This is a genomic window from Blastococcus sp. SYSU DS1021 (assembly GCF_054050995.1).
In genome coordinates this window covers 124,093-143,113 of the sequence record NZ_JBJHAL010000008.1, presented here as the reverse complement: position 1 = coordinate 143,113, position 19,021 = coordinate 124,093, and the positions used below count along the sequence as shown (strand labels likewise).

14 protein-coding genes are annotated in these 19,021 nt (G+C 74.9%); 12 read left to right on the top strand and 2 right to left on the bottom strand.

What is annotated here, in order from left to right; translation table 11 throughout:
* The first annotated feature begins 16 nt into the window (after positions 1-16).
* From ACI8AP_RS08375 to ligA, 7 genes are all read left to right on the top strand, one after another.
* A complete protein-coding gene (locus ACI8AP_RS08375) occupies positions 17-1,417 on the top strand; it encodes an MFS transporter (RefSeq protein WP_456588877.1) in 1,401 nt (466 codons plus the stop codon).
* On the top strand, positions 1,414-2,619 hold the full coding sequence (locus ACI8AP_RS08370) for a cysteine desulfurase family protein (protein WP_456588876.1): 1,206 nt from the start codon (positions 1,414-1,416) through the stop codon (positions 2,617-2,619). Before ACI8AP_RS08375 ends, ACI8AP_RS08370 begins: the two co-directional genes overlap by 4 nt.
* Complete coding sequence (gene mnmA, locus ACI8AP_RS08365; RefSeq protein ID WP_456588875.1) at positions 2,616-3,725, top strand: tRNA 2-thiouridine(34) synthase MnmA; 1,110 nt, start codon at positions 2,616-2,618, stop codon at positions 3,723-3,725. The genes ACI8AP_RS08370 and mnmA overlap by 4 nt, the downstream gene beginning before the upstream one ends.
* A 131-nt stretch (positions 3,726-3,856) precedes the next feature.
* Positions 3,857-6,106 carry a 5'-nucleotidase C-terminal domain-containing protein gene (locus ACI8AP_RS08360; RefSeq protein WP_456588874.1) on the top strand — a complete coding sequence of 750 codons (2,250 nt, stop codon included), beginning with the start codon at positions 3,857-3,859 and terminating at the stop codon, positions 6,104-6,106.
* A gap of 167 nt (positions 6,107-6,273) precedes the next feature.
* A complete protein-coding gene (locus ACI8AP_RS08355; RefSeq protein ID WP_456588873.1) occupies positions 6,274-8,136 on the top strand; it encodes a bifunctional metallophosphatase/5'-nucleotidase in 1,863 nt (620 codons plus the stop codon).
* A gap of 35 nt (positions 8,137-8,171) precedes the next feature.
* On the top strand, positions 8,172-9,212 hold the full coding sequence (locus ACI8AP_RS08350) for a methionine synthase (protein ID WP_456588872.1): 1,041 nt from the start codon (positions 8,172-8,174) through the stop codon (positions 9,210-9,212).
* A gap of 84 nt (positions 9,213-9,296) precedes the next feature.
* The gene (gene ligA, locus ACI8AP_RS08345; RefSeq protein ID WP_456588871.1) at positions 9,297-11,435 is read left to right on the top strand and encodes an NAD-dependent DNA ligase LigA; all 2,139 of its coding nucleotides are present in this window, start codon (positions 9,297-9,299) and stop codon (positions 11,433-11,435) included.
* A 33-nt stretch (positions 11,436-11,468) separates the two neighbouring features.
* On the opposite strand, the gene ACI8AP_RS08340 is transcribed toward ligA, so the two are convergent.
* A complete protein-coding gene (locus ACI8AP_RS08340) occupies positions 11,469-13,505 on the bottom strand; it encodes a DUF222 domain-containing protein (protein WP_456588870.1) in 2,037 nt (678 codons plus the stop codon).
* 398 nt (positions 13,506-13,903) lie between these two features.
* Here ACI8AP_RS08340 and ACI8AP_RS08335 point away from each other — a divergent pair, with 398 nt between their 5' ends.
* The gene (locus ACI8AP_RS08335; protein WP_456588869.1) at positions 13,904-14,548 is read left to right on the top strand and encodes a glyoxalase superfamily protein; all 645 of its coding nucleotides are present in this window, start codon (positions 13,904-13,906) and stop codon (positions 14,546-14,548) included.
* Between the two features lie 66 nt (positions 14,549-14,614).
* Here ACI8AP_RS08335 and ACI8AP_RS08330 read toward each other — a convergent pair whose 3' ends face one another.
* Positions 14,615-15,289, bottom strand: a complete 675-nt coding sequence (locus ACI8AP_RS08330; RefSeq protein ID WP_456588868.1) for an ACT domain-containing protein — start codon at positions 15,287-15,289, stop codon at positions 14,615-14,617.
* Positions 15,290-15,509: 220 nt separating this feature from the next.
* Between ACI8AP_RS08330 and gatC the strand changes: the two genes are divergently transcribed.
* Genes gatC through gatB form a run of 4 tightly spaced genes read left to right on the top strand, consistent with a single transcriptional unit; the run spans position 15,510 to position 19,019 of the window.
* Positions 15,510-15,827, top strand: a complete 318-nt coding sequence (gene gatC, locus ACI8AP_RS08325) for an Asp-tRNA(Asn)/Glu-tRNA(Gln) amidotransferase subunit GatC (protein ID WP_456588867.1) — start codon at positions 15,510-15,512, stop codon at positions 15,825-15,827.
* Entirely contained in the window at positions 15,824-17,332 is a 1,509-nt protein-coding gene (gene gatA / locus ACI8AP_RS08320; RefSeq protein WP_456588866.1) for an Asp-tRNA(Asn)/Glu-tRNA(Gln) amidotransferase subunit GatA, read from the top strand. The genes gatC and gatA overlap by 4 nt, the downstream gene beginning before the upstream one ends.
* Positions 17,329-17,523 (top strand): hypothetical protein, encoded by a 195-nt coding sequence (locus ACI8AP_RS08315; protein WP_456588865.1) that lies wholly within the window; start codon positions 17,329-17,331, stop codon positions 17,521-17,523. Before gatA ends, ACI8AP_RS08315 begins: the two co-directional genes overlap by 4 nt.
* Positions 17,520-19,019 carry an Asp-tRNA(Asn)/Glu-tRNA(Gln) amidotransferase subunit GatB gene (gatB, locus tag ACI8AP_RS08310; RefSeq protein ID WP_456588864.1) on the top strand — a complete coding sequence of 500 codons (1,500 nt, stop codon included), beginning with the start codon at positions 17,520-17,522 and terminating at the stop codon, positions 19,017-19,019. The genes ACI8AP_RS08315 and gatB overlap by 4 nt, the downstream gene beginning before the upstream one ends.
* Positions 19,020-19,021 lie beyond the last annotated feature (2 nt).

Sequence of the window (19,021 nt, the reverse complement as noted above, 5' to 3'; positions counted from 1 at the left end):
CGTGGTTGGCCACGGCGTGGAGACCGGAGCGCCCCCGACGCTGTTCGACCGGGTGCACCGGCTGACCACCGCCGGGCTGCTGATGCTGGTCACCTTCGTCGCCTTCGAGGCGATGGCGGTGGCGACCGCGATGCCGACCGCGGTGCGGGAGCTCGACGGGCTCGCCTGGTACGCGTGGCCGTTCAGCGCCTTCCTCGTCGCCTCCGTCGTCGGGATGGTGCTCGGCGGTGACCTGGGTGACCGCCGCGGGTCCCGGGTCGCGCTGCTGACCGGTGTGGCGGTCTTCGCGGCGGGGCTGCTCGCCGCCGGCGTCTCGGGGCACATGGCGGTGTTCGTCGCGGCGCGGGCGCTGCAGGGCGTCGGCGGGGGCGTCATCGCCGTCTCGCTGTACGTGGTGGCCGGTCAGGCGTTCGCCCCCGGCCTGCGGCCCCGGCTGTTCGGCGCGTTCGCCGCGGCCTGGGTGCTGCCGGCGCTGATCGGCCCGGTCGTCGCCGGGCTGCTCACCACCCACCTCACCTGGCGGCTGGTCTTCCTCGGGCTGCTGCCGCTCATCCTCCTCGGCCTCGGGCTGGTGCTGCCCGCAGTCCGCGCGCTGCCCCGGCCGGCCGCGGCCGCCGCCCCCGCGTCCGCCCGCCGCTGGTGGGCGCTGCTGGCCGGCGTGGGCATCGGGGCGCTGCAGTACGCCGGGCAGCGCCTGGACCTCCTGGCGGCCGGGCTGGCCGTCGCCGGGCTGCTGGCCCTGGTCGTCGGCCTCCGCCCGCTGCTGCCCGCGGGCACCGCCGTCGCCCGACCGGGGCTGCCCGCGGTGGTCGCCGGGCGCGGCCTGCTGGCCGGCGCCTTCTTCGGCATGGACGCCCTGCTCCCGCTGGCCCTCACCGAGCTGCACGGGTACTCCGCCACCGCCGCGGGGATCCCGCTCACCGCCGGCGCCCTGGGCTGGGCCACCGCCTCGCAGCTGCAGGGGCGCAACGCGCACTGGTCGCGGGTGCGCCTGCTGCGGCTCGGGTTCGTGGTCCTGACCGCAGGGCTGCTGGCCACCGCGGCCATCGCCGTCCCGGGTATCGGCGGCTGGCCGGCGTACGCGAGCTGGGCGGTGGCGGGGCTCGGCATGGGGCTGGGCATGCCCAGCCTCAGCGTCCTGCTGCTGGACCGCTCGTCCGACGCCACCCGCGGCGCGGACTCCGCGGCCTTCCAGATCGCCGACGTCACCGGAGCCGCGCTCTGCGTCGGCGTGGTCGGGATCCTCGTCGCCGTTGCGGTCACCGGGGCGCTGACGCTGCCGCTGGCGGTCGTGGCCGGGGTGGTCGTGCTGTCGGCCGTCGCGGTCACCGGCGCGGTGCTCGCCCCGCGTGCGGGTGGTTCCCCGACGGCGACAGCGGCTGCGGCCGTTCCCGCGACTACCCTGAGCGCGTCATGACGTACTCCGAGCCGGTCTACCTCGACCACGCGGCGACCACGCCGATGCTGCCCGAGGTGCTCGCCGCGATGACCGAGCAGCTCGGCCGCGTGGGCAACGCCTCGTCGCTGCACGCGAGCGGCAGGGCCGCGCGCCGCGCCGCCGAGCAGGCCCGCGAGCGGCTGGCCGAGGCGCTGGGTGCCCGGCCCTCGGAGGTGCTGTTCACCGGCGGTGGCACGGAGAGCGACAACCTCGCGATCAAGGGACTGTTCTGGGCCCGGCGCGAGGCCGACTCCCGCCGTCGCCGGATCGTGGTCAGCCCGGCCGAGCACCACGCCGTCCTGGACAGCGTCGAGTGGCTGGCCAAGCACGAGGGCGCCGAGGTCACCTGGCTGCCGGTCGAGCCGACGGGCCGGGTCACCCCGCAGGCGCTCGCCGAGGCGCTCGGTGATGGCAGCGACGTCGCGGTCGCCAGCGTCATGTGGGCCAACAACGAGATCGGCACCGTCAGCGACGTCGCCGCGCTCGCGGCCACCGCGCACGACGTCGGCGTCCCCTTCCACACCGACGCGGTGCAGGCCGTCGGGCAGGTGCTGGTCGACTTCGGCGCCAGCGGCGTCGACGCGCTCACGATGACCGGGCACAAGCTGGGCGGGCCCATGGGCGCCGGCGCCCTCCTGCTGCGCCGCGACGCCGAGTGCACGCCGCTGCTGCACGGAGGAGGCCAGGAGCGCGACGTCCGCTCCGGCACCCTCGACGTCGCCGCCATCGTCGGGCTGGCGGTGGCCGCGCACACGGCGGTGCAGGGCCGCGTCGAGCGGGCCGCGGACCTGGCCCGGCTGCGCGACCGGCTGGTGGCCGGCGTCGCCGCGCAGGTGCCCGACGCGCAGCTCAACGGTGCCCCGCTCGACGACGTGGTGCGCTCCGGCCCCGGCAGGTTGCCCGGCAACGCCCACCTGTCGTTCCCCGGCGCCGAGGGCGACGCGCTCCTCATGCTGCTGGACGCCCGCGGCATCGAGTGCTCGACCGGGTCGGCGTGCAGCGCCGGGGTGGCCCGTCCGAGCCACGTCCTGCTGGCCGTGGGCGCCGACCCCGACCGGGCGCGCAGCTCGCTGCGGTTCAGCCTCGGGCACACCAGCACCGACGACGACGTCGACGCCCTGCTCGAGGTGATCGCCCCGGTGGTCGAGCGCGCCCGGCGGGCCGGGACGGGGCGCCGGTGAGGGTGCTCGCCGCGATGAGCGGGGGAGTGGACTCCGCCGTCGCCGCGGCGCTCGCCGTCGATGCCGGCCACGACGTCACCGGGGTGCACCTCGCGCTCTCCCCGGACCGGCAGACGCTGCGCAGCGGGGCGCGGGGGTGCTGCAGCGTCGAGGACTCCCACGACGCGCGGCGGGTCGCCGACGAGCTCGGCATCCCGTTCTACGTCTGGGACATGGCCGAGCGGTTCACCGAGGACGTGGTCGAGGACTTCGTGGCCGAGTACGCCGCCGGTCGCACGCCGAACCCCTGCCTGCGCTGCAACGAGAAGATCAAGTTCTCCGCCGTCCTGGACCGGGCGCGGGCGCTCGGTTTCGACGCCGTCGTCACCGGCCACCACGCGCGGCTGGCCGACGGCGAGCTGCGGCGGTCGGTCGACGCCGCGAAGGACCAGTCCTACGTGCTCGGGGTGCTGACCGCGGAGCAGCTGGCCGCGGCGATGTTCCCGCTGGGGGGCATGACGAAGGACCGCGTGCGGGAGATCGCGGCGGAGCGGGGCTTCGCCGTCGCCACCAAGGCGGACTCGCACGACATCTGCTTCATCCCGGACGGCGACACCCGCGGCTTCCTCGCCCGCCGGCTGGGCAGCCGCCCCGGCCCCGTCGTCGACGCCGCCACCGGCGCGACCGTCGGCGAGCACGACGGCACCTACGGCTTCACCGTCGGCCAGCGGCGCGGCCTCGGGGTGAGCGCCGGTGACTCGCGCCCCCGCTACGTGCTCGGGATCGAGCCGGTCACCCGGACGGTGACCATCGGCACCGCCGACCTCGCCGGCGTGGAACTGGTCGTCACCGGCGCTCCGACGTGGACCGGGGAGCCGCCGGTGCCGCCGTTCCGGGCGGAGGTGCAGCTGCGCGCGCACGGCACGCCCGTGCCCTGCACGGTGACCGCCGACGAGACCGGCGGGCTGCGGATCCTGCTCGACGCCGAGCAGCGCGGGGTGGCCGCCGGGCAGTCGGCGGTGCTCTACGAACCCGACGCCGAACGTGGTGACCGGGTCCTGGGACAGGCCGCGATCCGAACCGCCGGTGAACGAGGAGGGACGGTTCGTCACGGGGCCTTGGCATGAGCCGGGCCGCCCGCTAGCTTTCACGCGAACCGTCTCCCCGAGCGCGAGCGCGCAGCTCGACTCCGTGCACCGAACCCGCAGGCCGTCCCTCCCGGCGGTCTGGTCCCGCACGCCCTTCTGGAGGACCTCCCGTGCGCAGAACGCGCCTCTCCCTGACCGCCACCCTGGCGGCGTCGGCCGTGGTGGTGGGCCTGCCGGCCGTGGCCTCGGCCGCCCCCGTTCCGGACCGCTACGCCGACGTCCCGGTCCAGCTCCTCGCGATCAACGACTTCCACGGCCGGATCTCCGAGACCACGGGCAGCGACGCGACGCTGGTCACCGGTGAGGGCCCCGGCCCCGACGGCGTCGCCGGCACCGCCGACGACGGCACCGTCCTGGTCGGCGGCGCCGCGAGCCTGGCGAGCACCGTCGAGGAGACCCGGGCCGCGTTCGTGCAGTCCGGCGGGAACGCCGACTCGTCGCTCTTCGTCAGCACCGGCGACCTGATCGGCGCCTCGCCGTTCGACTCCAGCGTCTTCCAGGACGAGCCGACGATCGAGGTCTTCAACGCCCTGGGTCTGGACGTCTCGGTCGTGGGCAACCACGAGTTCGACCGCGGCACCGACGAGCTGCGCCGCATCTCGGCGGCCACCGACGGCACGTTCACCGACGACGTCGAGGCCTGCGAGGGCGTCGAGGTCGGGGTGACCGGTTGCTTCGAGGACAGCACCGGGAACGCGTTCCGTGGCGCCGACTTCCCCTACCTGGCGGCCAACGTCTACGCCAAGGGCACGGACCAGCCGATCCTGCCCCCGTACCAGGTCTTCGACGTGGCCGGCGGCAAGAAGATCGCCCTCATCGGTGTGGTCACCGACACCACCCCGACCATCGTCTCCCCGACCGGCATCGCCGACGTCGACTTCGGCGACGAGGCCGAGGCGGTCAACCGCTGGGTCCCCGAGCTGCGGGAGCAGGGCATCGAGGCCATCGGCGTGCTCCTGCACGAGGGCGGGGAGAACACCGGCGAGGACGCGGCCGACTTCAACGGCTGCGACGAGCTGACCGGCCCGGTCGTCGACATCAACGACCGGGTCTCCCCGGCCGTCGACCTGATCGTCAGCTCGCACAGCCACGCGAGCTACTCCTGCCTGGTGGCCGACCCCGCCGGCCAGCCGCGGCTGATCACCCAGGCCGGCTCCTACGGCCGCCTGGTCAGCGACATCCGGCTGACGCTGGACGGCCGCACCGGTGACGTGCAGCGAGGGTGCGACTACCGGGCGGCGAACGTCCCGGTGCTGCGCGACAACCCGGACGCCGAGATCGCGGGGATCGTGGAGTACTGGGACGAGCGGTCCGCCGAGGCGGGTGACCGCGTCGTCGGCACCGCCAGCGAGGACATCCGCCGCGCCGGCACCTGGACCACCGACCCGACGACGGGGCAGCAGGTGTTCCGCCCCGTCCGGGACGGCGAGTCCAGCCTGGGCAACCTGGTGGCGCAGATGCAGCTGGAGGCGCTGCAGGTCGACCCCGCCTACGGCGACCCCGTGCTGGCGTTCATGAACCCCGGTGGCCTCCGCGCCGACATCGAGGTCGGCGAGGTCACCTACGCCGAGCTGTTCACCGTGCAGCCGTTCGGGAACACGGTCAACGCGATCACCCTGACCGGCGCTGACATCCGCGCGGTGCTGGAGCAGCAGTTCCAGTCCGACCAGCCGCGTGCGAGCACCCTGCGGCTGGGCACCTCGGAGGGCTTCTCCTACCGCTTCGACACCGCCAACCCCTACGGGCAGCGGGTCGACCCGGCGTCGATCACCCTGGACCCCGACGGCTCGGGCCCGCTGCCGGCCGAGGTCGTCGACCCCGCGGCCAGCTACCGGGTGGCGGCGAACTCCTTCCTGATCGCCGGCGGCGACTCCTTCACCGCCTTCACCAACGGGACGGATCCCGCCACCGGTCCGGTCGACGTCGAGACCGCCGTCGCCTACTTCGAGGCGGCGTCCGGCCCGGTCGCCCCGCCGGCGGCCGACCACGGCCAGCCGGGCAGCTTCCCCCTCCCGCCGGTGGCCACCGGTCTCAGCGGCACCGACGCCCCGGCGCAGCCGCCGGCGGTCGCCGACGGCACCAGCGCCGTGGCCGGCCCGTGCGACGCCACGGCCACCCTCTCCACGGCCACCCCGGACCTCGGCGACGTGATCTCGGTGACCGTGGCGGACTTCGGCCCCCGCGAGAAGGTGACCGCGGTGCTGTCCGACGGGCGCCGCCTGGCCGAGGGCCGGACCGATGCGCAGGGCACCGCCACGATGCGCTTCCCGGTGCCCAAGCGGGCTCCGGCCGGCGAGTACACGGTGACGGTGACCGGCACCTCGGGTGAGTGGGCGACGACCACCTTCACGCTCGGCTGAGCCGCCGCGCCGACCGAGCACGCTGACCGGAGGCCGGTTCCCGCACCGCGGGGGCCGGCCTCCGGCGTCACCGACGGAGCCACCGGCGACCTGTGCGTTCCCGGGTGGCAGGTCCGCCGGGGGCGTGATCATCTTGGTGGTCCTGCCCGGCTCGACGAGGAGGTCCTGTGCTCCTGTCCCACCGCGTCGGAGCGCCGGCCGTCGCGCTCTCGCTGCTGCTCCTGACCGCCTGCCGGAGCACGGTCGCGCCGACGGCGGACGGCGAGCCCGCCGCGACGGAGAGGACCGCCACCCCGGTCACCGAGACCACGGTGCAGGTGCTCGCCCTCAACGACTTCCACGGCAGGCTGGACGTGCCGGCGGGCGTGGACGGTCTCCTCGACACCGGTGAGCCGGGGCCCGGGGCCGACGGGGTCCCGGACACGCCCGACGACGGCCCCTGGCCCGTCGGCGGGGCCGCGTACCTGGCCGCGACGCTCGCCGACCGGCGGGCGGACTTCGGCGGCGCCGAGCAGGACTCCCTCACCCTGGCCGCGGGTGACCTGGTGGGCGCTTCGACGCTCGCCTCCACGCTGTACCAGGACGAACCGGCCATCGAGGTCCTCGACGCCCTGGGTCTGGACTTCGCCGCGGTCGGCAACCACGAGTTCGACCGCGGCAAGGAGGAGCTGTTCCGGCTGTCCGGTGCGACCGACGGGCAGTTCTCCGACGACATCGGCGCCTGCGACGGCGTGGCGCGGCGGACGGAGGGCTGCTTCCGCGACAGCACCGGCGAGGAGTTCTCCGGCTCGGGGTTCGGCTACCTCGCCGCCAACGTCCGGGACACCGACACCGGCGAGCCGGCGCTCCCCCCGTACGCGGTGGTGCGCACCAGCGGAGGCACGCAGGTCGGGATCATCGGGGTCGTCACCCGCGAGACCCTCGACTACGTCCCCGGTTCGGCGCTCGCGGGGCTGACGATCGAGCCCCCGGCCGCAGGGGCGAACCGGTACGCCGCCGAGCTGCAGGAGCGCGGGGTGGAGGCGATCGTCCTGCTGGCGCACGAGGGTGGCGGCCAGCCGCCGGGCACGACGCCGGACACCTGCGTCGGGGAGCTCGCGGGCACCCCGGCGGGTGCGCTGAACGCCGAGGTGTCACCCGCTGTCGACGTGATCATCGGCGGGCACACGCACGCGCCGTACACCTGCTCGCTGGCCGACCCCGACGGCGCTCCGCGGCCGGTGACGCAGGCGGCCACCTACGGGCGGACGGTCACCGACCTGCGGCTGGTCGTCCGCGCCGACGGCGACGTGGACCGGGAGCGCACGACCGCCACGGCCGTGCCGGTCCTGCGCACCGCCGCGGACGCGGAGGTGGAGCGGATCGTCGGGCACTGGGTGGCCCGTGCCGAGCCCGAGGGCGACCGGGTGGTGGGCGAGGTGGCCGAGGACGTCCCGGCCGGGCCGGCGCCGGAGTCGCCCATGGGCGTGCTGGTGGCGGATGCGTTCCTCGCCGCCGTGCAGGACGAGCGGCACGGCCGTCCCGTCCTCGCCTTCACGACCGTGCCCATGCTGCGGGCCGGCCTGCTCCGGGACGACGGCGACCCGCCGGGCGCCGACGGCGTCGTGACCTACCGGGACGCATTCCGCGCCCTGCCGTTCGGGTTCCGCGTCGAGACCCTCACCGTCTCCGGTGCGGCGATCCGGGAGGCGCTGGAACACCAGTTCACCCACGCGGACGTCCTCGTGCTGAGCACCTCCAGCAGCCTGACCTACCGCTACGACCCGGCCCGGCCGCTGGGCGACCGCGTGGACCCCTGCTCCCTGGAGATCGACGGCGCGCGCGTCGAGCCGGAGGGGCGTTACCGGGTGGCTATGACGAGCTACCTGCGCGAGGGGGGCGAGGGGTACACCTCCTTCGCCGAGGGCGACGACGTCGTGCGCGGGCCCTCGGACCGCCGGGCCCTGGTGGCGTATGTCGGGTCGCGCTCCCCGGTGGGTCCGCCGGCGCTGGGGCTCGCCGTCCCGACCGACCAGCGGCTGGCCTGCTGAACCGGTGCTCCGGGCGACGGGCTACCGTCGCCGCCGTGGTCTCCCCGCTCGACCCCGCCCATCCCGCCCCGGGGGCTGCCGACGGCGCCCAGCCGGCCGGTCCGCCCTGGGGCCCCGCCACCGGTGTGGGATCCCTGCCGGGCAGCGACCCGGCCGAGGCGGCGCGCACGGTGGTGGGGGAGCTGCCGGGGTTCGCCCACCTCCCCGAGCTGCCCGGCCGGGGCCCCGGGGCCGACATGCTCGGGCGCACCGCGGCGCTGCTGGTCGGCCTCGCGGTCGACCTCACCCCCTCGGGCTGGCGGCTGGTGCCGCGGCCCGGGATGGACCAGCAGCGGGCCGAGGAGTTCCTCGCCCGGGACCTCGACGCGCTGCACGACGTGGCCGAGGACTGGACGGGGCCGTTCAAGGTGCAGGCCACCGGGCCGTGGACCCTCGCCGCGGGGCTGGAGCGCACCCGGGGGGACCGGGCGGTGGTCGATCCCGGGGCGCGGCGCGATCTGGGTCAGTCGCTGGCCGAGGGGCTCTCCGCGCACGTGGCGGCCGTGCAGAACCGGCTCCCCGGCGCGCGGATCGTGGTCCAGCTCGACGAGCCGTCGGTTCCCGCGGTGCTCCAGGGCGGGCTGCCGACGATCAGCGGTTTCGGGAAGCTGCCGGCGGTCGCCGCCGACGTCGTCGAGCAGGAGCTGGCCGCCGTCCTGCGGGCGCTGCCCGGCCCCGTGGTGGTGCACTGCTGCGCGCCGCGCATGCCGCTCACCCTGTTCCGCGCAGCCGGCGCGGCCGGACTCTCGTTCGACCTGGGCCTGGTCCAGGACCTCGACGCGGTGGGTGAGGCGGTCGACGCCGGGGTGCACCTGCTGCCGGGCGTCGTGCCGGGCACCGACACCGCACTGCCGGCTCCGAAGGCGACGGCGTCGCGGGTGCAGGCCTGGTGGAGCGAGCTGGGGTTCGCCGCCGAACGGCTGCCCGGGGCGGTGACGCTCACCCCCGCCTGTGGACTCGCGGGGGCGACGCCGTCCTACGCCCGCGCCGCGATGCGCCAGGTGCGCGAGGCCGCGAAGTACCTGCTGCCCGGGTAGCGCGAGGGACCTGCCGCCGGGAGCACCGCGCCACGAGCGGGTGAGCCCCGGTTGACCGTCGTACCCGCCGGATACCGTTCGCCCGTGAGCACCGACGCCGACCTCGTCGAACCGTCCGTCACCCCGGTGGCCGACCGGGAGGACCTCACCGAGGTCCCCGACGACGTCCGCACGCGCCACCGCGACCTCTCCGAGGAGCTGGACCGGTACGCCTTCGCGTACTACGTGCGCGACGAGCCGCTGATCAGCGACGGCCAGTACGACGAGCTGATGGCCGAGCTGAAGGCGATCGAGTCCGCGCACCCGGCCCTGGTCACCCCGGACTCGCCCAGCCAGAAGGTCAACGGTGGCTTCACCGCGACCTTCGCCCCCGTGCAGCACCTGGAGCGCATGCAGAGCCTGGACAACGCCTTCAGCAGCGACGAGCTGTCGGCCTGGGCGGCGCGCGCCGAGCGGGAGGGCGCGGCGGAGGCCAGCTACCTGTGCGAGCTGAAGGTCGACGGGGTGGCCGTCGACCTGGTCTACGAGCGGGGCCGCCTGGTCCGGGCCGCCACCCGGGGCGACGGGGTGACCGGCGAGGACGTCACCGCCAACGTGCGCACGATGGACGACGTCCCCCAGCAGCTCACCGGCGACGACGTCCCGGAGTTGCTGGAGGTCCGCGGCGAGATCTACTTCCCCGTCGCCGCGTTCGCCGACGTGAACGCCGCCATGGTGGAGCAGGGCAAGCCGCCGTTCGCCAACCCGCGCAACGCCGCGGCCGGCTCGCTGCGGCAGAAGGACCCGAAGGTCACCGCGTCCCGCCCGCTGCGGATGGTCGTCCACGGGCTGGGCGCCCGCACGGGCTTCGAGCCGGAGCGGCAGTCGGCGGCCTACGAGGGCCTGCGCGCGCTGAGGCTGCCGGTGAGCGACCGCTTCGAGGTCGTCCCCGATCTCGAGGGCGTGTGGGCCTACATCGAGCGCTACCGCGAGCAGCGCCACGCGGTGGAGCACGAGATCGACGGTGTCGTGGTGAAGGTGGACCAGGTCGCGCTGCAGCGTCGGCTGGGGTCGACCTCCCGGGCGCCGCGGTGGGCGATCGCGTTCAAGTACCCGCCGGAGGAGGCGACGACGAAGCTCCTGGACATCCGGGTCAACGTCGGGCGCACCGGCCGGGTGACGCCGTTCGCCTTCATGGAGCCGGTGAAGGTGGCCGGGTCGACGGTGCAGCTGGCCACCCTGCACAACGCCAGCGAGGTGAAGCGCAAGGGCGTGCTGATCGGCGACACGGTCGTCATCCGCAAGGCCGGTGACGTGATCCCCGAGGTGCTGGGCCCGGTCGTCGCGGCCCGGACCGGCGACGAGCGCGAGTTCGTCATGCCGACCCACTGCCCCGAGTGCGGCACGGAGCTGCGGCCGGAGAAGGAGGGGGACGCCGACATCCGCTGCCCCAACGCCCGGTCCTGCCCGGCGCAGCTGCGGGAACGGGTCTTCCACGTGGCGGGGCGTGGCGCCTTCGACATCGAGAACCTCGGCTACGAGGCGGCGGTCGCACTGCTGCAGAGCCGGCTGCTCACCGACGAGGGCGATCTGTTCTTCCTCGACGAGGAGCAGCTGCAGCGCTCGCCGTTCTTCACGCGGAAGAACGGCACCCTGTCGGCCAACGGCGCCAAGCTGCTGACCAACCTGCAGGTCCGCAAGGACGTGCCGCTGTGGCGGGTGCTCGTCGCGCTGTCGATCCGGCACGTGGGGCCCACCGCCGCGCAGGCGCTGGCCCGCGACTTCCGGTCGATGGACCGGATCATCGCCGCCACGGAGGATGAGCTGGCCGCCGCGGACGGCGTGGGTCCGACGATCGCGAGGTCGGTGCGCGACTGGTTCGCCGTCGACTGGCACCGCGACGTCGTGGAGAAGTGGCGGCAGGCCGGGGTGCGCATGGCCGACGCGGCCGAGGACGCACCCCCGGGACCGCTGACCGGCGTCACCGTGGTCGTCACCGGGTCGCTGCGCGACTTCAGCCGCGACCAGGCGATCGCGGCGATCCAGGAGCGGGGCGGCAAGGTGACCGGTTCGGTGTCGAAGAAGACCGGCTTCGTCGTCGTGGGCGCCGACCCGGGCAGCAAGTACGACAAGGCGGTGCAGGTGAAGGCACCGATCCTGGACGACGACGGCTTCCGGGTGCTGCTGGAGCAGGGGCCGGACGCCGCCCGCGAGGTCGCGACGATCGGCGACGGCAGCGAGTAGCCCCGCGGCCGGGTGCGCCAACGATCACCTGGGTCAGTAGGGCGGGGGAGTCGTGCTCGCCACCATGCCGGTCGGTGTGGTGACGGTGAGCGTGCCGTCGGGCGCCAGGTCGTAGGCCCAGCCGGGCGCCTGGTGCTTGCCCCGGTGGTGGCGGGTGCAGAAGCCGGTGAGGTTCTCCGCACTCGTCGGCCCCTCGGGGTAGGGGCGGTCGTGGTCGAGCTCCCCGCCCAGCGGGACGCGCCGGCGGCAGCCCGGGAAGCGGCAGCGGCGGTCGCGGGCGCGGATGTACCGGTCGAGCGCGGCCCCGGGTCGATACCCGTCGGTCGGGCCGGGCGGGTCGAGCCCCGGACGGCCGGTGAGGTCGTGCGTGCACCGGGTCGGCGCGCGGCGGCAGGCGGCGTCGCCGCAGTGGGCCAGGCGGCGGAGTTCGCGGCTGTCGGTGAGCGCGAGCAGCGCGCCGGTGAGTTCGTCGACCACCGCGATCCGCGGCCGGTCGACCAGCGTCCCGCCGCTGCTCGCATCGAGCAGCGCGGCGAGGGCTGCCCGGCGGGACTCCCCGGCGTCGGCGCAGGCGTCGAGATCGCTCGGCGCACGAGTGACCCGGCCGGCGGCGCTGCGCAGCCACGCGCTCTCGTCCTGGCGGTCGGCGCGCTGGGCGTCGGCCACCATCCTCCGGGCGCGACCGATCGCCCGGTCCAGGCCGAGCAGGGCGTCTGCGGCGGCCTGCAGCGACCCGTGCGCGTTGGCCCAGTGAGAGGAGCTGTCGCCGTCGTCTGTCCCTGGTTCCACCTCGGTGCCGGGCCCGGGGTCGGGTTCCGGGTCAGGGCCGGGGTCGTGTTGCGGTTCCAGCCCGGGATCGGGGGATCCTTCCGCTTCGGGGTCCGGCGCCGGCTCGGAGAACGCCCCGGCTGCTTCGAGCCAGGCCTCGAAGCGGGCCTCCTCGGCCCACCGCCGGAGGAGCTCGTCCTCCGGGGTGTACTCCGCGCCGCCCCATTCGCCCCGGAGAGCGCGGGCCTCGACCTCCGCCCACCACCGCTCGTCGGCCTCCCGCCACTCCGTGGCCCGGGTGTGCAGCGGCCAGGCAACGGTGGGGCAGACGTCGTCGGGCGAGGAGTCGGTGCCGTGGGCGTCCTCCGGCCGGCTGTCGGCCCGGCCATCTCCTGTCGGCGAGTGGCCGTCCGCGGCCGTCGTGGCGCCCTCGCCGCAGGGATCCGGCGCCGGCCCGGGCAGCAGGCCCAGGGCGCGGGCGAGCGCGCGGACGACCTCGGCCGGTACGGGTTCACCGCCGATCTCACCCGGCTGGTCGCCGCCGAGCAAGGTTCGCGCCCCCGCGACCACGGTCAGCTGCGCCTGCACGGCGGGCAGTTCGTTCTGCTCCGGCCGGAGCACCAGGTCGAGCAGGCAGTCGGCCATCTTCTGGCCGCGCGTCCTGCGGTCGTCCGGGTCGTCCAGATTGTCGGCGTAGCGCCCCAGCGCATCCAGCAGCCCCTGCGCTTCGGGCACCGTGAGCAGCGCGCCGAGGACCGCCATGCCCTCGCGGCGATCGGGCCGGACGGAGACGCCTCGCTCGCGGAGGGCCGCAGCCAGCCGGGCGGCTTCGTCGCGTGCGTCACGGGCCAGGCCGAGCCGGCGCGCCTTGGCGCCGAGCTGCGCAGGTGTGGTCACCCGGCCGGACATCCACCGGAGCAGCTCCCGTTCGACGGCGGCCCGCTTCGCCGCGTCGGCGATCGGCGCCACCCGCTCGAGCATCGGCCAGAGGTGTCCCGGGTGGAGATCCCCGCGTTCCAGTGCGGCCAGCGTTCCCGGGAGACGGTGCACCAGCGTCAGCGATCGCGTCAGCAGCTGCTCGGCCGCCTGGGTGGAGATCGACAGGGCCACCACCAGCTCCTGCGCTGCCCACTCGCTGACGTCGGCCAGCACCTCCGGCCGGGCGGCGCGGCGCTCCTCGCTCATGGCCCCCGGCTGGCCCGCCGGGCGATCGGCCGAGGCGGGACGGGTGGCGGCGAACTCGGCGACCGCCCGGGCGCGCAGCGCGGTCTGCCGGGCGATCTCCCGGTCCGCCGCCTGCACAGCACCCAGCGGACCGGTGGCCCAGCCGGCGGCGGGCGCCGAGGCAGCGGAGGCGCCCGATGCCGGACGACCCGACGCGGACGGAGGGAGCGTCGTCCCTGACGTCGTCCCGGTCATGCCTTCGATCATATGTTCGAAGGAGCGTCGGTGCAAGCGAAGCACGAAGAAGGCGCAGGTCAGGGGCTCAGCGATCAGGCCTCGAGGCGTCCGGAAGGGGGTTGACCGACCTGCTGCGGCTGCCTAGGTTCCTGCTCGGCTGATGCGGCCGGCCGCTCGCGCCCCCGGGGGTGTGGTGAACGCATCGTGACTTCACTGACCTGTCCACCGGTCCACCACGGCGAACCAGTCAGCAACGCGAGCACTGGCGTGCATCGACGGGTTCGCCGATCGGAGGATCCATGTCGGACGCCGAGTCGAGGCGCGATCCGGACAGCCGGTCCGCCAAGCAGATGGCCAGGCGGCTCCGCGCCGCGCTGCGCGAGCGGCAGGGGCTCGAGCTGACGCACGGCCAGTGCCTGGAGCTGGTGGCGCGCCAGTTGGGCGCGGCGGACTGGAACACCCTCAACGCCAGGCTCGCGCCGTCCCCGGTGCGGGTGCCGGGGGGTGGGTCGGGCACCACCATCCCGGTGTTGCGGATCTTCTCCGTCGACGTCGCGTTGCAGTTCTACGTCGACTTCCTCGGGTTCCGCCTGGATTTCGGGGGCCCGTCGGGCGGAGAGGGGACGCCCTTCTACGGGCAGGTCACCCAGGCGTCCACCACGTTGCACCTGACCGAGGTCGCCTACACGCCCGGCGCCGGAGCCACGGTGCTGGTCTGGATCGCGGGGTTGGACTCCCTCCGGGAGGAGCTGAACGCCCGCCGGGCGGAGGTGCCGGTATGGGGCCCGGCGGTCTGGGTGCCCGAGATCGAGGAGGCGCCGTGGGGAGCTCGCGTGCTGACCCTTGCCGACCCGTTCGGCAACCATCTCCACCTCAACGAGCCCACCGATGCGGAGGCCCGGCGCTTGCTGCCCGCGTGGGGAGCGGTGGGTTCCTCCGGTTGAGCGGCGAGCGGTCCTGGTGGCGCCCGAGCGGGGTGCCGGCCGCTGGTGGCGGTCGCCGAATGCCGGTCAGGGCGGCGGCAGGTGGGCGACCGTCGTCGCGATCCCGGTGAAGTGGGCCAGGCGGAGGAGCTCCGACCGGCGGAATGCCGGGCCGCCGGAGCGGCCGAGCACGATGGCCCGGCCGGCGCCGTAGGGCACGGCCATCATCTCGATGGCCATCTCCTGCCACCGCTCCGGCAGCCAGGGGTCGTCGCTGGGCAGCAGCCGCGGGCCGCTCAGCGGCAGCCACGGCAAGGTGAGGCCGGGAAAGGCCGGCGCCGCGTCCGAGGCCGCGAGCACCGCGCCCTCGGTCAGCGGGGCCGGTTGCCCCGAGTCGTCGAGGATCACCGCCCAGCCGCTGTGGAAGACCCGCGGCAACGACGCGGTCAGCAGCTCGGTCGGCGGGCGATCGCCGCGGGCGAGCGCATCCAGCAGGTCCAGTTCGCGGTGGGTGTCCAGCGGGCCGGCGAAGGGGCGCAGCGACTCCACCCGCACGCCGTCGACCGCCTGCGCCACCGTGATGAGGCTGTCGGGCAGCCGGTCGCCCGGCAGGTCCACGACGACGTCGTCGACCGCGATCCCGTTGCCCCGCTCGAGCACGTCCACCGAGACGATGTCGATGCCTGCGGTGCCCAGTGCGGTCGCCACCGCACCGAGGATGCCCGGGCGGTCGGGCAGCACCAGGCGCAGGAGATAGGACACGGTTCCTCCGGGTCATGGGCCCCATGGCCCCCTTCCGGGGCCCGCCGCGAGCCTGCGAGCGGTGGGGAGGAGGGGGGCCTCGTTCGATCTCCGTCGATCGCGATCGGGAGGAGCCTCTCACGCTGACCGGCGTCCGGAGGGCCCCACGTAGAGTGGCCCGGTCACGCCCCGGGCCGAGAGCGGGCCGCCGGGCACCGCCGAAGTGGAGTTCCGCCGCAGCATGAGCACCCCCTCCCCGAAGGGTCGACTGACCCGTGACGAGGTGGCCCACCTGGCACACCTGTCCCGGCTCGCCGTGAGCGACGAAGAGCTGGATCTCTTCGCCGGCCAGCTCGCCGCCGTGCTGGACGCCGTGGCGCAGGTCGGCAAGGCCGACGTCGCCGAGGTCGCCCCGACCACGCACGCCGTGCCCATGACCAACGTCATGCGCCCCGACGCCGCCCGCCCGAGCCTGCCCCGCGACGTCGTCCTCGCCGGCGCCCCGGCCGCGGAGGACGACCGCTTCCGGGTCCCGCGGATCCTCGGGGAGGAGGCGTGACCATCCCGACCACGAGCGCCGCCGCGCTCAGCGAGGCGCTGCAGGCCGGCGAGGTGAGCGCGGTCGAGGTGACGCGCGCGTACCTCGACCGGATCAGCGACCAGGACGCCGTCATCGGCGCCTACCTGCACGTCGACGCCGAGGCCGCGCTCCAGGCCGCCGGCGAGGTCGACGCCGCCCGCGCCGCCGGGGCCGAGCTCGGCCCGCTGGCCGGCGTTCCTCTCGCCCTCAAGGACGTCGTCGTCACCGAGGGCGTGCCCACCACCAGCGGCTCCAGGATCCTCGAGGGCTGGCGGCCGCCCTACGACGCGACCGTCGCCGCACGGCTGAAGGCCGCCGGCACGGTGCTGCTCGGCAAGACCAACATGGACGAGTTCGCGATGGGCTCGTCCACCGAGAACTCCGCCTACCAGGTCACCCGCAACCCCTGGGACACCGACCGCATCCCGGGTGGCTCCTCGGGTGGCTCCTCGGCCGCGGTCGCCGCGGGGCTGGCCCCGTGGGCCATCGGCACCGACACCGGCGGGTCCATCCGCCAGCCGGCCGCCGTCACCGGGCTGGTCGGCCACAAGCCCACCTACGGCTCGGTCTCCCGCTACGGGCTGATCGCCTTCTCCTCGAGCCTCGACCAGGCCGGCCCCATGACGCGGACGGTGCTGGACGCCGCACTGCTGCACGAGGCCATCGCCGGGCACGACCCGCTGGACTCCACGAGCATCGACGCGCCGGTGCCCGTGCTGGCCGAGGCCGCGCGCCGCGGCGCCCAGGGGGAGCTGGCCGGGCTGAAGGTCGGCGTCGTCCGCGAGCTGGGCGGGGAGGGGCACACCGACGGCTACGAGGACGGCGTCCTCGCTCGCTTCCGCGAGACGGTGGCCCTGCTGGAGAGCATGGGCGCGGAGGTCCGCGAGGTCTCCTGCCCGGCGTTCGACCTCGCCCTGCCGGCGTACTACCTGATCGCGCCCAGCGAGGCGTCGTCCAACCTGGCCCGCTTCGACGGCGTCCGGTACGGCCTGCGGGTCGGTGACGACGGCAGCCGCGACCTCGACGAGGTCATGGCGCTGACCCGCGAGCAGGGCTTCGGCCCGGAGGTGAAGCGCCGGATCATCCTCGGCACCTACGCGCTGTCGGCCGGCTACTACGACGCCTACTACGGGCAGGCGCAGAAGGTGCGCACCCTGATCACGCGGGACTTCACCACCGCGTGGGACGACGTCGACGTGCTGGTCAGCCCGACCAGCCCCACCGTCGCGTGGTCGCTGGGTGACCGCGTCGACGACCCGATCGCCATGTACGCCGCCGACCTGTGCACGCTGCCGGCCAGCCTCGCGGGCATCCCGGCCATCTCGGTGCCGTGCGGGCTCTCCGAGGGCCTGCCGGTCGGCTTCCAGGTCATGGCGCCTGCCCTGGCCGACGACCGCTGCTACCGCGTGGCGGCCGCGCTGGAGGCGGCGCAGGACGCGGCCCGCGGCTACGCGCTGCTGGACGCGATCGGCGGCGCGGCGTGAACGGCCCGCTCAAGGCCGCCTGGGCCCTCACCGCCTTCGTCGTCCTCGCCGGGATCGTCGGCTGGGCCGTCACCGGCCGGGCCGTCTTCGCCGTCTTCCTGGTCCTCGGCGTGCTGACCGCCGTCGGCGCCGTGGTGACCGGCCGCCAGCAGCAGGGCCCTGCCGCCCCGAAGGAGAACGACCCCTCATGAGCGACACCCTGGTCGGCCTCGACGAGGTCCTGACCCGCTACGAGCCGGTCATCGGTCTGGAGACGCACGTCGAGCTGGGCACCGCGTCGAAGATGTTCTGCGGCTGCTCCACCACGTTCGGCGCCGAGCCCAACACGCAGACCTGCCCGGTCTGCCTGGGGCTGCCCGGCTCCCTGCCGGTGGTGAACGCTGCCGCCATCGAGTCGACGATCCGCATCGGCCTGGCGCTGGGCTGCCGGATCGCGGGCTGGTCGCGCTTCGCCCGGAAGAACTACTTCTACCCGGACATCCCCAAGGGCTTCCAGACCAGCCAGTACGACGAGCCGCTGTGCACCGCCGGGCACCTGGACGTCGAGGTCGACGGCGAGACCTACCGCGTCGAGATCGAGCGGGTGCACATCGAGGAGGACACCGGCAAGAACCTGCACGTCGGTGGCGCCACCGGGCGCATCCACGGCGCCGACCACTCGCTGGTCGACTACAACCGCGCCGGCATCCCGCTGGTCGAGATCGTCACCCGCCCGATCCCGGGGACCGGCGCCAAGGCGCCCGAGGTGGCCCGGGCCTACGTCACCGAACTGCGCGAGATCCTGCTGACCCTCGGCGTCTCCGAGGTGCGCATGGAGCAGGGCAACCTGCGCTGCGACGTCAACACCTCGCTGGCGCCGATCGGTAGCCTCGAGTGGGGCACGCGCACCGAGACCAAGAACGTGAACTCGCTGCGCTCGGTCGAGCGGGCCGTCCGCTACGAGATGCGCCGCCAGGCCGCCGTCCTCGACGCCGGCGGGCGCATCGTGCAGGAGACCCGGCACTTCCACGAGGACACCGGGAGCACCTCGGAGGGCCGCAGCAAGGAGGAGGCCACCGACTACCGGTACTTCCCCGAGCCCGACCTCGTCCCGCTCGCCCCGGACGAGGAGTGGATCGAGGGCCTGCGTGCCGCGCTGCCCGAGCTCCCCGCCGCCCGCCGGACCCGGCTGCAGCAGGAGTGGGGCCTGTCGGCCACCGAGATGGCGTGGATCGCCAACGCGGGGGCCGTCGACCTGGTCGCCGAGACCGTCGCGGCCGGTGCCTCGCCCGCCGACGCCCGCAAGTGGTGGCTGGGCGAGCTGGCCCGCCGCGCCAACGACGCCGGCGTCGAGCTCACCGAGCTGCCGGTCACGCCGCGACAGGTCGCGGAGCTGGCGGGCCTGGTGCAGGCCGGGACGGTCAACGACCAGCTCGCCCGCCAGGCGCTCGACGGCGTGCTCGCCGGCGAGGGCGACCCGGCGGCGGTCGTGGAGTCCCGCGGCCTCGCGGTGCTGGGTGAGTCCGACGAGCTGGTCGCCGCGGTGGAGGCCGCCATCGAGGGCAACCCCGACGTCGCCGAGAAGGTGCGCGGCGGCAAGGTGCAGGCGATCGGGGCGCTGGTGGGTGCGGTCATGAAGACCACCCGCGGCAAGGCCGACGCCGCCACCGTCAAGCGGATGCTCGAGGAGCGGCTCGTCTCGTCCTAGCC